We start from the raw sequence: 12,646 nt of genomic DNA, 5'->3' as shown, positions 1-12,646 counted from the left end.
ACCGGTCAGGTGGTGGGGTACGGGGGTCTGTGTCTGGATGATCGTTCGGCGTCGACGGCGAATTTCAATCCGGTGCAGGTGTACACGTGCAACGGGACGGCGGCGCAGCAGTGGACGGTGGGTTCGGACGGGACGTTGCGGGTGCTGGGCAAGTGTCTGGACGTGAACGGTGGTGGGACCGCTGACGGGACGGCGGTGGATCTGTACGACTGCAACGGGACGGGTGCGCAGGTGTGGCAGCCGCAGTCGAACGGGTCGTTGCTGAACCCGCAGTCGGGCAGGTGTCTGGACGACACGAACTGGTCGACCACGCCGGGCACGCAGTCCCAGATCTGGTCCTGCTCCGGCAACGCCAACCAGCAGTGGACCCTGCCCACCACCTCCACGGCCGGCAACCCCTTCGGGCCCAACGTGCTGGTCTTCGACCCCTCCATGTCCGCCGCCTCGATCCAGAGTCAACTGGACTCCGTCTACAGCCAGCAGCAGTCGAACCAGTTCGGCGGCAGCCGCTACGCGCTGCTGTTCAAGCCGGGCAGCTACGACGTCAACGTCAACGTCGGCTTCTACACCCAGGTGCTGGGTCTCGGGCAGTCGCCGGACAGCACCGTCATCACCGGTGGCGGCGTCAACGCCGACGCGCAGTGGAACGGCGGCAACGCGACCGAGAACTTCTGGCGCGGTGTCGAGAACCTCACGATCAACCCCTCCTCCGGCAGCACCAAGTGGGCCGTCTCCCAGGCTTCGCCGATGCGTCGCGTCCACATCGAGGGCAATGTCGTCCTCGACGACAACGGTGGCTGGTCCAGCGGCGGGTTCCTCGGCGACGCCAAGGTGGACGGGCAGGTCAACTCCGGTAGTCAGCAGCAGTGGCTCTCGCGCAACGACGAGTTCGGCAGCTGGACCGGGTCCAACTGGAACATGGTCTTCGTCGGCGACACGGGCGCGCCCGCGCAGAGCTTCCCGAGCCCGCCCTACACCGCTGTCGGCCAGACCCCGGTGAGCGTGGAGAAGCCGAGCCTGTACGTCGACGGCTCCGGCAACTACGACGTCTTCGTCCCCTCGCAGCGCAGCAACTCCACCGGCGCCGACTGGACGAACGGCCGGACCCCGGCCGGTACCTCGCTGCCGCTGAGCGCCTTCTACATCGCCACCCCGTCCGACACCTCGGCGACGCTGAACGCCGCCCTGGCGGCGGGCAAGAACCTCATCTTCACGCCCGGCGTGTACCAACTGAGCGACACCCTGCACATCACCCGCGCCGACACCGTCGTGCTGGGGCTGGGCCTGGCGACCCTCGTCGCGAACAACGGCGTCACCGCGATCTCCACCGACGACGTGGGCGGAGTACGTATCGCCGGCCTCATCGTCGACGCCGGTCCGACCAACTCGCCCTCGCTCGTGCAGATCGGCCCGGCCGGCGCCTCGGCGGACCACTCCGCGGACCCGAACGTGCTCTCCGACGTCTACTTCCGCATCGGCGGCGCGGCCGTCGGCAAGGCGACGCAGACGCTCCAGGTCAACGCGAACAACACGATCGGCGACGACCTGTGGCTGTGGCGCGCCGACCACGGCTCCGGTGTCGGCTGGACCAGCAACACGGCCGCGAACGGACTGGTCGTCAACGGAGCCGACGTCACCATGTACGGGCTGGCCGTGGAGCACTACCAGCAGTACCAGGTGCAGTGGAACGGCAACGGCGGCCGGACCTACTTCTACCAGTCCGAGATGCCCTACGACCCGCCGAACCAGGCGGCCTGGACGAACGGCGGCAGTGACGGCTGGGCCTCCTACGAGGTGGCCCCGGGCGTCACCGACCACCAGGCCTGGGGGCTGGGCGTCTACTGCTACTTCAATGTCGACCCGAGCGTGGTCGCCGACCATGCAATCGAGGTGCCGACGACGTCGGGTGTGGCGCTCCACGACGCCATGGATGTCTCGCTCGGCGGAACCGGCACCATCACCCACATCGTCAACGGGACCGGGGCGTCGGTGCGCAGCGGCTCGACGGTTGCGGACCTCACCAGCTACCCGTGACCGGCTGACCGACCCTACATGACGCGTACGCATCAGCTCAAGGCAGTCCCAATGGGGCTGTCTTGACTGGTGAACAGGCATGGAACAAAAGAGAGTTGACGTTGCCTCGGGCAACGGGAGTGGAATCCGGAATCAATCGTATGATGTGATGGGCGTGACATAAGTTCCGATTGCTTCCGATGCGCTAGCTGCTGCGCCGAACTGTGGGGTTACGTGTCCACACCCAACGCCGATGCGGCTCTCGCGTCCCTCGCCGTGGTCGTCATCCTGCTGGCGCTACTCCTGTGGCAGCTGCGCGCCCGCAGAGCCGACCGGCGCGAACAGGTCGCCCGGAACACCGCCATGGACGGGCTGCGTCGGGCCTACGACGACCTGGAACGCGCCCACGGTCAGGCTCAGCAGCACAACGTCCGGCTCACCCAGGAACTCCAGGACGCCGCCGAGGCCCTGCGCCGCAGCCGCAGCGAGGGCGGCGAGGTCCTCGCCAACCTCGCCCTGCGCTCGCTCGCACTGGTCGAGCGTCAGCTCGGCAGCCTGGAGGGTCTGGAGGAGATGGAGTCCGACTCCCTGCGGCTGGAGCAGCTCTACCAGCTCGACCACCTCGCCACCCGGATGCGCCGCAACAGCGAGAACATGCTGCTGCTGTCCGGCGGCGACCAGCAGCGCCCCGCCCGCCCCGGTGCCCCCGCCTCCCTGCTGGACGTGCTGCGCGCCGCCCTGTCCGAGATCGAGCGCTACGAGCGCGTCCACCTGACCGCGCTGCCGCCGGTCCACCTGCGTCCCGAGGTCGCCGACGACCTCAGCCACGTCCTGGCCGAGCTGCTCGACAACGGCACCGCCTTCTCCCCGCCCACCGAGGCCGTCACCGTCACCGCCTGGCACCTCGACAGCGGCGAGGTCATGGTCTCCGTCGCCGACCGGGGCATCGGCATGACCGAGACGATGCTGCGTCAGGCCAACCACGCCCTCGCCGATCCCGGCGACGGCTACGACGTCGGCCACGGCACCGGCCGCTCCCTCGGCCTGCGCGTGGTCACCCTGCTCAGCCGACGCCTCGGTCTGCGCGTCCAACTGCGCAGCAGCGCGGGCGGCGACGGCACCACGGCCCTGGTCGCGCTCCCGGCGGGCCTGCTGGTCGAACCGCCCGCGCCCGCACCCGCCGGACAGGTCCCGGCCGGTATCCCCGTCCCCGCTCCCGTCGGAGCGGCGCGTCCGACCGGTCCGCACCGGCCCGGCGGTCCGACCCTCGCCGCCGTGCCCGGCGCCCGCCGGGCCGCGACCGGCGGCGGCCCCGCGGTCGCAGGCGGACTCCCCAAGCGGGTGAAGGGCGAGAGCGGTCAGCGCGCGCACCTCACCGAGCACAGCACCGACCCCGCGACCGCCCGGCGTCCCTCGGACGCCGGTGCCGCCGCGGACGAGCTCCGCCGCCGCCTCGGCGGCTTCCAGAACGGACTGCGCGCGGCCGCAGCCCCGCGCGAGGAGGACCACAAGGCATGACCCAGGCGAACCCCCAGCTGCGCCTGCAATGGCTGCTCGGTGACGTGCTCTCGGCCACGCCCGGCCTGCGCGCCCTGGCCCTGGCCTCGACCGACGGCCTGCCACTCGTCGCGGTGGACGAGCACTGTCCGGCCGAGGAGCTGGCGACCTTCGTGGCCGGCATCAACGGCCTCGCCGCCGGCCTGACCGCACTGCTCGACCTCGGCACCCTCAAGCGGACCGTGGTCACACTGGAGAACGGCACGCTGATCCTGATGGCCGTCGACCGCACCGCCTGCCTGGCCGCGTACACCGCCGAGGACTGCGACCTGAGCATCGCCGCCTTCCAGATGGCCCGCCTCGTCGAACAGGCCGGACACGTCCTGACCGCGCACGTCCGCGCCGACGCGGCCGGGGTTGCCGGTGCCGTCGGCGCGGCCGGTGGTCTCGGGGCGGCCGGTGCTCTCGGGGTGCAGGCGTTGGCCCAGGCCCAGGAGGCGACCCGATGACCGTCCCCGCGCGCTCGTTGCGCGTGCGCCCCTACGCGTTGACGGGCGGACGCACTCGCTTCGGCCAGGTACTGCTGGTCGAGACGCTGATCTCCGCCGTCGAACAGCGCCCCGTGCACGCCGCCTGGGCCGGACAGCCCGCCACCGCGGCGCTGCCCGAGCTGGAGCGGATCTGCGGCCTGTGCCAGGGTCAGATGCGCTCCATCGCCGAGGTCTCCGCGCTGCTGCGCCTGCCGCTCGGCGTGGTCCGCGTCTGGGTCAGCGACCTCGTCGACGCCGGGCGTATCCGCGTCCACGGAGCCACCGTCAGCGTCGGCTCCGGCGGCTCGCCCATCGGCGTGCCCGCCCGCCCCAACCGCGTGGTGCTCGAAAGGATCCTCGGAGGCCTTCGTGACCTGGCCTGACGTCACCACGCGCAGGGAGGTTCCGCTGGACGCGGTGACCACGCCCGGCATCCCGCTCACCGAACTCCCGGTCACCTCCGCGAAGATCGTGATCGCGGGCGGCTTCGGCGTCGGCAAGACCACCATGGTCGGCTCGGTCTCGGAGATCACCCCGTTGCGCACCGAGGCGATCATGACGGACGCCGGCAGCGGTACCGACGAGCTCACCCCCGGCAGCGGCAAGACCACCACCACCGTGGCCATGGACTTCGGCCGCCTCCACATCGGCCCGGACCTGGTGCTCTACCTGTTCGGCGCGCCCGGCCAGCGGCGCTTCTGGTTCATGTGGGACGACCTCGCCCGCGGCGCCGTGGGCGCGGTCGTTCTCGTCGACACCCGGCAACTGGCCGACGCGTTCCCCGCCGTGGACTACTTCGAGAGCAGCGGCCTGCCGTTCGTGGTGGCCGTCAACGAGTTCGACGGGGCGCCCGGCTACACCGACGCCGACATCCGTGACGCGCTCAGCCTCGACCCGGACGTCCCGCTGCTGCGCTGCGACGCCCGCTCGCGCGCCTCCTCGGCACTCACGCTGGCCGCCCTCGTCCAGCACACCCTGGCCGTCTCGGACCTCTGAGCCGGACCGCAGAGCAGCACCACGCACCAACCCCATCACCACCAGGAGCACAAACGTGGCGAGAATCCTCGTCGTCGGCGCCGGCCAGTCCGGCCTTCAGCTCGCGCTCGGCCTGCAGAGCGACGGACACGACGTCACCGTCATGACCGACCGCACCCCCGACGAGGTGCGCGGCGGCCGGGTGATGTCCACCCAGTGCATGTTCGCCACCTCGCTGCAGCACGAGCGCGACCTCGGCCTGAACCTGTGGGAGGCCGAGGCCCCGCAGGCCCGGGGCCTCGGCGTCTCCGTCAGCGGCCCCGAGGCCGCCCGCGTCATCGACTGGATCGGCCGCCTCGACGGCTACGCACAGTCCGTCGACCAGCGCGTCAAGATGCCCGGCTGGCTGGAGCTCTTCGCCGAGCGCGGCGGCAAGGTCGTCGTCAACGGCGTCACCGTCTCCGACCTCGACTACCTCGTCCGCGGCTACGACCTGACCGTGGTCGCCGCCGGCAAGGGCGAGCTGGTCTCCATGTTCGCCCGCGACCCGCAGCGCTCCCCGTACAGTGCACCGCAGCGCGCCCTGGCCGTCTCCTACGTCCACGGCCTGGCCCCGCGCCCCGAGCACGACTACCCGGGTGTCCGCTGCAACCTGGTGCCCGGCGTCGGCGAGCTCTTCGTCATCCCCGCGCTCACCCTCTCCGGCCCGTGCGACATCCTCTTCTGGGAGGGCGTCCCCGGCGGCCCGCTCGACGTCTTCGAGCCCGCGCTGGACCCGGAGGAGCACCTGCACCGCACCCTCGACCTCATGCGCACCTACACCCCGTGGGAGTACGAGCGCACCCGCGGCGGCGTCGAACTCACCGACGCCCGCGCCACCCTCGCCGGCCGCTACGCCCCGACCGTCCGCCGTCCCGTCGGCGAACTTCCCGGCGGCGGCGTGGTCCTGGGTGTCGCCGACGTCGTCGTCGCCAACGACCCGATCACCGGGCAGGGCTCCAACACCGCGTCCAAGTGCGCCACCTCCTACCTCGCCTCCATCCGCGCCCACGGCGACGCCCCGTTCGACCGGGCCTTCATGGAGCAGGCCTTCGAGACGTTCTGGACCGAGACCGCGAGCGACGTCACCGCCTGGACCAACGCGATGCTGGCCCCGCCCCCGGAGCACGTCCTCCAGCTCATCGGCGCCGCCGGGCAGATCCCGGCCGTCGCCGACCGCTTCGCCAACGGCTTCGACAACCCGTCGGACTTCCCGAACTGGTTCTTCACCCCGGACGCCGCCTCGGCGTACCTCGCCTCGGTGAGCTGAGCCGCCCGTCCGCAGCCGGGCCGCCCCGCCACGCGGCCCGCGCGCTGGTGACCACACGCGCGACCGGGAACCAGGTCGACGAGGGGATCTGTCTCGACGTCCTGGGCCAGGTCGCCGCGGCCCTCGGGCGCGCGGCGGAGGCCCGGCGCCACTGGCGCGACGCCCACACCGTCCTCGACGGCCTGGGCCATCCCCGCGCGTCGGACGTCCTCGACCGACTCGCCCACCCCGCCAACCGGACCGGCTGACCCCACACCGCCCGGGCGGCCGCCGCCGACGGCCTCGCCGACGGTGTGGCGTCAGGCGACCTCGTAGGACCGACGGACCCGGCTGAGGTCTCCCGTCCGCAGGTCCCCCTCGCGGATCCAGAAGGAGACGTTGACGACCTCGCCCCAGGCGGTGCCCGCCTCCGCTTCCAACTGCAGCAGCGGCCGGTGCCCCTGGGGGCGTGGGGTGTCGCCCGTGTCGCACCAGCCCAGCAGGCGATGGCGCGGGCGTGGCAGCAGCGCCGACAGTGCCTCGTCCAGGGCGAGCAGCGCCATGACGTCACCGCCGGCGGCGTCGTACGCCTCCGTCTCCTCCCAGCCCGGCACGGACGGGAGCGCGCGGGCCTCCAGCGGCAGGGCCGGTATGACGCGGCCCCGCCCTTGCTCGGTCATGGCCTCGGCGCCGGCGGGCACGTGCAGGACCCGGCAACCGTCGTCGCCGTCGTCGAAGCTGAACCGGGCGCTGAAGTCGTCGTCGTGGAAGAACAGCAGACGCCCGTCCGCGGGCAGGGTCCAGTCCTCGCCGAGCAGGCGGGCCGCCTGGCCGCAGTCCACCTGCGCGAGGAGGAGCATCGGCTCGCCCTGGTAATCGGGCCACACGAACGACTCGGGGGCCGACGGGGCCCCTCCGATCACACTCTCCGCGTCAGCGAGGTCGGGCCGAACGGTGAAGCCCACGGATGGCCTCACGAGCGCCAGGAGGCGCCCGGCCTCCTCCGCCCCGAGCCCGGCACGCACGACGGCCGAGATCGACCCGGGTTCTACGGTGTCAGGGACCTTCTGCTCCATGACCGAGAGTCTTCCACCCGGCTCCGACAGAAAATGAGTTGCCCGTGGCGCGGGGGCTCCACCAAGATCGGCCGCATGGACCTGTGACGGCTGCCACGTAGCACCAACCACCTTGTCGCGCGATCGACCTCGTTGCCTGACCACTCGGCCGCGAGCCGATCAGACGCGCCCACGTGTGCATCCGTCGGATCCTGCTGAAAGCAATCACCATCATATGAATACCGACCGCAAGGCCCGTTGGGCCGTGCGTCAGTCAGCCCTGCCCACCATCGTGCGTCCGTGCCCGGACTGCTCCGGCAACCGGCACCGGCCCTCGGGGAAGATCCGCGTCAACGCGAGCGGAAAGCTGCTGGACGTCTGGCTCCTGCTGAGTTGCGTCCGCTGCGACCGGACGTCGAAGGTGACCGTCCACGAGCGCGCGCACGTCTCCTCCCTGGACCCCGAGCGCCTCGTCGCGTACGAGAACAACGACGCGGCCGTGGTGCGGGAGTTGACGATGAACGCCTCACTGGCCACCAGGAACGGCTACCGCCTGGACTGGACCGACAGCTGGACGGTGGAGGCCCGCACGCCGCTCCACTCCCTCGACGACCCGACCCCGCTCACGGTACGGGTCGTCTTCGACCTGCCGGCACCGGTCCGGGTCGAACGTCTGCTCATGCTCGGCCTCGGCCTGAGCCGCAGTGCCGTCCGGCGCATGGTCGGCGACGGCCGGATCTGCGTCCCCTACGCCCTGGACGCCAAGGCCCACCGGGACTTCGAGCTCACCGTGCGCACGGCGGGCTCGGCCGGCGCCGTGGCACACACCCGGGAACGGCTCCCGCAGCCGACGCTCGCGATGCGCGCGGGCGCGTAGAGGCCGGGTTCCGGGCTCTGGCCGGTGTTGCTCTTCCGCGACAAGATCCCTGAAGGAGAGGAATGTTCAGCGCGGGAGAGTGGCACGCGGCCAGGCGGTGTCCCGACCGGCCGGAGGCGGCAGGAGTGGCCGCCTCCGGCCGCGTCGATGGAGACCTTCGGCCCACGCGGCAGCCACGGCCCCGGAACGACCCCGCGTGCCGCCTTCCCCCTGACCGGGGAGCCGCTGGGGTGACGGACCGGGCGGTCCCCTTCCCGGATCGGGGCCGGCTGCCCCGATCCGGGGATTTGACAACACGGGGGAAGTGTTCTGCTACATTGGAGGCAACGGAGCGCTGTCGCCTCCGTCTGCTCCCGCGAGTGTTCGCGGTAGAGCTTCGGCCAGGTATCTGACTGCCGCCGGGTTTGTTCCACCAGACACACCAAGCAGACCAGACACACGTCACACGTACACGCATCGCAGCGCATCACGTGAGGACTCCGTGATGCCGCATGTCCACCGCCGTCTCTCGGCGTGGGCTCCTTCGCCTTACACAGAAGTGGATTTCTCTCATGACCACCGTCATCGAACCCTCACTCGACCACCTCCTCCGTGCCGAGCTGCACCAGCTCGCGACCTCCCTCGGCGTCACCGGCGCCGGTCGGCTGCGCAAGGGTGAGCTCGTCGAAGCCATCACCGCCAAGCGGGCCGCCGAGAAGCCGGCTCCCGAGCGTGCCCCCGCTCCCACCGACCCCGATCACGTCTCCGGTGTTCTCGACATCAGGGACGGCAACGCCTTCCTGCGCGTCTCCGGATACCAACCCGGGCCGGGGGATCTGTTCGTGTCGCAGGCTCAAGTCCGCAACCTCGGGCTGCGCACCGGTGACGCCATCACCGGCGCCGTCGCCGGCGCCGCGCCCGCCGTGAAGAACGGGCGCGGTGGCAAGCAGGAGCGCCGTCCTGGGCTCGCCCGGATCGAGACCGTCAACGGCCAGGCGCCCGAGCGGGCGCGGGTGCGGGCGGACTTCGCCGACCTGACGCCCCTGCACCCCACCGAGCAACTGCGCCTGGAGACCGACCAGGGCCTGCTCAGCACCCGGCTGATCGATCTGGTCGCGCCCATCGGCAAGGGCCAGCGCGGCCTGGTCGTCGCGCCGCCCAAGACCGGCAAGACCGTCGTCCTGCAGGCGATCGCCGCCGCCGTGAACCGCAACCACCCCGACGCGCACCTGATGGTGCTGCTCATCGACGAGCGACCCGAGGAGGTCACCGACATGCGGCGCTCGGTCCGGGGCGAGGTGCTCGCCTCCACCTTCGACCGGCCGGCCCGCGAGCACATCGCGCTGGCGGAGCTCGCGATCGAGCGCGCCAAGCGGCTGGTCGAGCTCGGGCAGGACGTCGTGGTGCTGCTCGACTCGATCACCCGACTGGCCCGCGCCTACAACACGGCCGCGCCCGCCTCCGGGCGCATCCTCAGCGGCGGTGTCGACGCCGCCGCGCTGCACAAGCCGAAGAGGTTCTTCGGCGCCGCCCGCAACGTGGAGAACGGCGGCTCTCTGACGATCATCGCCACGGCCCTGGTCGACACGGGCTCCAAGATGGACGACCTGATCTTCGAGGAGTTCAAGAGCACCGGCAACATGGAGCTGCGCCTGGACCGCCGGCTCGCCGAGAAGCGGATCTTCCCGGCCGTCGACGCGAAGGCGTCCGGCACCCGGCGCGAGGAGTTGCTCCTCGGCGCCGCCCGCACACCCGGCGTGCGCACGCTGCGCCGCGTGCTCAGCGCCCTCGACACCCAGCAGGCCACCGAACTGCTGCTGGACCGCCTGAAGCAGTCCCCGGGCAACACGGAGTTCCTGCGCACCGTCGCCACCACCGCCCCGCGGCCGGATGCGAGCTGACGGCAAATTTCAACGAACCGTTGACGCGCCTCGGCGCCCGCCATCGCCGCGCCGCGCCGGAGCTGGAGCCCGCCGCCCTGCTGCCGTGACCGCCTGGCTGTTGGCGCAGGGCTCTACGCTGAGCGGGATTCGGCGGCGATGGACGGCACGTGTGGGAGGACAGGCCTGTGGACCTCGTTTTCGACGGTCGCGTGTTCGAGTGGCGCGGGCCTGCGCCGTACTACTTCGTCGCCGTGCCCGACGAGCCCTCCGCCGACATCCGTGAGGTCGCCACCCGGGCCAGCTACGGCTGGGGCGTGATCCCCGTCGAGGCCAGGATCGGCGGCACCGCGTTCACGACCTCGCTCTTCCCGAAAGACGGCGCCTACCTGCTGCCCGTCAAGAACGCGGTCCGCCTCCCGGAGGGCCTGCGGACGGGCGACGAGGTACGCGTGGAGATGACGGTCCAGCTCGGCCGGTAGGCCGAGCGAGCCGGAGTGGACAACTCCACGATTAGTCGTCTCGACGACCGTGCGCCGATAGGCTGGGCGCATGGCACTGCGCAACGCGATCATGTCGACCCTGCTCGAGGGCGAGGCCTCGGGGTACGACCTGGCCAAGGCCTTCGACGCGTCCGTGGCCAACTTCTGGATGGCCACGCCCCAGCAGCTCTACCGGGAGCTGGACCGGATGGCGGCCGAGGGGCTGATCCGCGCCCGTGTCGTCGAGCAGGAGCGGCGGCCGAACAAGCGCCTTTTCTCCTTGACCGAGGCCGGCCGCGCGGCGCTGCGGGAGTTCACCGCGGCCGCGCCTCGGCCGTCCGCGATCCGTGACGAGCTGCTCGTGCAGGTGCAGGCCGTCGACGCGGGCGACGCGGAGGCCGTGCGGACGGCGTTGGGCGAGCGCCTTGCGTCGGCGCAGGCCAAGGTCGCGCGCTACGAGCGGTTGCGGGCGAGGCTGCTGGACGGCCGCTTCGAGGACGACTACCTGGCCGTGGCTGAGCGCGTCGGCCCCTATCTGACGCTGATGCGCGGCCTGTCGTTCGAGCGTGAGAACCAGCGTTGGTGCGAGCAGGCGCTCGCCGTCCTGGACCGGCGTGCCGGCCGGCCGGCCGCTGCTGTTCCGCTGGTCGCTGAGCCGCTCGGCGCCGAGTCCGCTGTCGCGCCGGGTTCTGGCTGACCTCGGCCGCCCGAGCGTCCGCGCGGTCCAGCCCGGCCGCCCGAGCGTCCAGTTGCCCGAGCGTCCGGTCGCCCGGGCGGCTGACACCTGTTCAGCGCACGGGCTGCGGTGCCGTGACGGGTCGCAGGTCGGGGCGCTTCGCGGTGCGCCCGTCGCCCGAGGAGCGGCCGCGTACGCGGCGCAGCAGCCAGGGCCCGAGGAAGCTGCCGATCCAGGCCGCCTCCTGCACGGCCCGTCGCGGGAGGCCCACGGGGGCCAGCGGCGGCAAGGGCTCGGCCCAGCCGCTGTCGCTGCCGGGCAGCGGGAGTGCCTCGGCCGCGGCCGCGGCGATCCGGGCGTGGCCGAGCGGACTGGCGTGCAACCGGTCCGCACTCCACATGCGCGGATCGGTCGTCGCCGCCCGCGGGAAGAAGTCGACGACCACGACGCCGTGGCGCTCGGCGGCCGCGCGGATCCTGGCGTTCAGGTCGAGCACCCGGGGTCGCAGCGCGCGGGCCGGCGGCGCGATCCGGCCGATGTCGGGAAAGGTGAAGGTCAGCACCCGTGCCCCCGTGGCCGTGAAGGCGACGAACATGGCCTCCAGGTCGGCCGTGACGGCGGCCGTGTCGACGCCTGGACGCATCAGGTCGTTCATCCCGGCGACCACGCTGACCAGGTCCGGCTGCAGGGCCAGGGCAGGGGCGAGCTGCTCCGCCCGCACCTGCCCGGCGAGGCGCCCGCGCACGGCGAGGTTGGCGTAGAGCAGGTCGGGTTCCTGTTGTGCGATCGTCTCGGCCAGGCGGTCCGCCCAGCCCCGCCAGCCCGTCGCCTCGTCGCCGTCGCCCAGGCCCTCGGTCTGGCTGTCCCCGACGGCGACGTAGCGACGGAAGCGAGGACTCGTCGCACTCACGCTCCGGCCGTGTCGGCCGTGTCGGTCGTGGCGGCGGCGCCGGGCGCGTGCGGGGCCACGGCCTCGGCCGCCGCGGCCTCCAGGGCCTCGGCGGTGATCCGCTCGAACTGGGCGCCCATGGCCGCGGCGAGGGCCTGCGCGCCGGAGAGCGGGCGGACCATCACCGTGAACTCGTCGATCAGGCCGTCCTCGTCGAAGTGCAGGAAGTCGCAGCCGTGCACCTCGCGGCCGTCGACGGTGGCCTTGAAGACGAAGGCGTGGTCGCGGTCGTCGGCGCCGTTGATCTCGCGGACGTAGCGGAGGTCCTCGAAGACCCGCCCGGCGCCGCGCAGGATCGCGGCGGTGATGGCCTTGCCCGGGTAGGGCTTGAACACGACGGGACTGGTGAAGACGACGTCCTCGGCCAGCAGCGCCTCCAGGGCGTCGTGGTCACCGGCCTCGACGGCTGCGCGGAAGGGGTGCACGGCTTGCTCCCTAGTCAACA

14 protein-coding genes are annotated in these 12,646 nt (G+C 71.9%); 11 read left to right on the top strand and 3 right to left on the bottom strand.

What is annotated here, in order from left to right; all coding sequences use genetic code 11:
• The 7 genes from BMY61_RS38575 to BMY61_RS38545 all read left to right on the top strand — a co-directional run.
• The coding region (locus tag BMY61_RS38575; protein ID WP_143094730.1) for a ricin-type beta-trefoil lectin domain protein at positions 1-2,034 on the top strand (2,034 nt) is incomplete at its 5' end.
• A gap of 213 nt (positions 2,035-2,247) precedes the next feature.
• A complete protein-coding gene (locus BMY61_RS38570; protein WP_075004226.1) occupies positions 2,248-3,531 on the top strand; it encodes a sensor histidine kinase in 1,284 nt (427 codons plus the stop codon).
• The gene (locus BMY61_RS38565) at positions 3,528-4,019 is read left to right on the top strand and encodes a roadblock/LC7 domain-containing protein (protein WP_052439024.1); all 492 of its coding nucleotides are present in this window, start codon (positions 3,528-3,530) and stop codon (positions 4,017-4,019) included. The genes BMY61_RS38570 and BMY61_RS38565 overlap by 4 nt, the downstream gene beginning before the upstream one ends.
• Positions 4,016-4,423 carry a DUF742 domain-containing protein gene (locus tag BMY61_RS38560; RefSeq protein WP_042452777.1) on the top strand — a complete coding sequence of 136 codons (408 nt, stop codon included), beginning with the start codon at positions 4,016-4,018 and terminating at the stop codon, positions 4,421-4,423. The genes BMY61_RS38565 and BMY61_RS38560 overlap by 4 nt, the downstream gene beginning before the upstream one ends.
• A 25-nt stretch (positions 4,424-4,448) precedes the next feature.
• Complete coding sequence (locus BMY61_RS38555) at positions 4,449-5,036, top strand: GTP-binding protein (protein WP_082015296.1); 588 nt, start codon at positions 4,449-4,451, stop codon at positions 5,034-5,036.
• Between the two features lie 55 nt (positions 5,037-5,091).
• A complete protein-coding gene (locus tag BMY61_RS38550) occupies positions 5,092-6,324 on the top strand; it encodes a styrene monooxygenase/indole monooxygenase family protein (protein ID WP_042452779.1) in 1,233 nt (410 codons plus the stop codon).
• A gap of 47 nt (positions 6,325-6,371) precedes the next feature.
• A complete protein-coding gene (locus BMY61_RS38545; protein ID WP_042452780.1) occupies positions 6,372-6,572 on the top strand; it encodes a hypothetical protein in 201 nt (66 codons plus the stop codon).
• 51 nt (positions 6,573-6,623) lie between these two features.
• Here the strand turns inward: BMY61_RS38545 and BMY61_RS38540 are convergent, their stop codons facing one another.
• Positions 6,624-7,379, bottom strand: coding sequence for a DUF1963 domain-containing protein (locus tag BMY61_RS38540; protein WP_042452782.1), 756 nt, complete (start codon positions 7,377-7,379; stop codon positions 6,624-6,626).
• A gap of 214 nt (positions 7,380-7,593) precedes the next feature.
• Between BMY61_RS38540 and BMY61_RS38535 the strand changes: the two genes are divergently transcribed.
• The 4 genes from BMY61_RS38535 (at position 7,594) to BMY61_RS38520 (ending at position 11,273) form a co-directional block, all read left to right on the top strand.
• The gene (locus BMY61_RS38535) at positions 7,594-8,235 is read left to right on the top strand and encodes a DUF1062 domain-containing protein (protein ID WP_042452785.1); all 642 of its coding nucleotides are present in this window, start codon (positions 7,594-7,596) and stop codon (positions 8,233-8,235) included.
• Between the two features lie 491 nt (positions 8,236-8,726).
• Positions 8,727-10,115 (top strand): transcription termination factor Rho, encoded by a 1,389-nt coding sequence (rho, locus tag BMY61_RS38530; RefSeq protein WP_082015290.1) that lies wholly within the window; start codon positions 8,727-8,729, stop codon positions 10,113-10,115.
• Between the two features lie 167 nt (positions 10,116-10,282).
• Positions 10,283-10,576: a DUF1905 domain-containing protein gene (locus BMY61_RS38525; protein ID WP_042452788.1), complete on the top strand. Its 294-nt coding sequence runs from the start codon at positions 10,283-10,285 to the stop codon at positions 10,574-10,576.
• Positions 10,577-10,646: 70 nt separating this feature from the next.
• Positions 10,647-11,273, top strand: a complete 627-nt coding sequence (locus tag BMY61_RS38520; RefSeq protein ID WP_042452790.1) for a PadR family transcriptional regulator — start codon at positions 10,647-10,649, stop codon at positions 11,271-11,273.
• Positions 11,274-11,364: 91 nt separating this feature from the next.
• Here the strand turns inward: BMY61_RS38520 and BMY61_RS38515 are convergent, their stop codons facing one another.
• Complete coding sequence (locus BMY61_RS38515; RefSeq protein ID WP_042452791.1) at positions 11,365-12,162, bottom strand: SGNH/GDSL hydrolase family protein; 798 nt, start codon at positions 12,160-12,162, stop codon at positions 11,365-11,367.
• The gene (locus BMY61_RS38510) at positions 12,159-12,626 is read right to left on the bottom strand and encodes a nuclear transport factor 2 family protein (protein ID WP_042452793.1); all 468 of its coding nucleotides are present in this window, start codon (positions 12,624-12,626) and stop codon (positions 12,159-12,161) included. The genes BMY61_RS38515 and BMY61_RS38510 overlap by 4 nt, the downstream gene beginning before the upstream one ends.
• Positions 12,627-12,646 lie beyond the last annotated feature (20 nt).

This window comes from Streptacidiphilus jiangxiensis, assembly GCF_900109465.1.
GTDB lineage: Bacteria > Actinomycetota > Actinomycetes > Streptomycetales > Streptomycetaceae > Streptacidiphilus > Streptacidiphilus jiangxiensis.
Note: the sequence above shows the minus strand (reverse complement) of the source record. Positions and strands in the feature narration are given on the sequence as shown.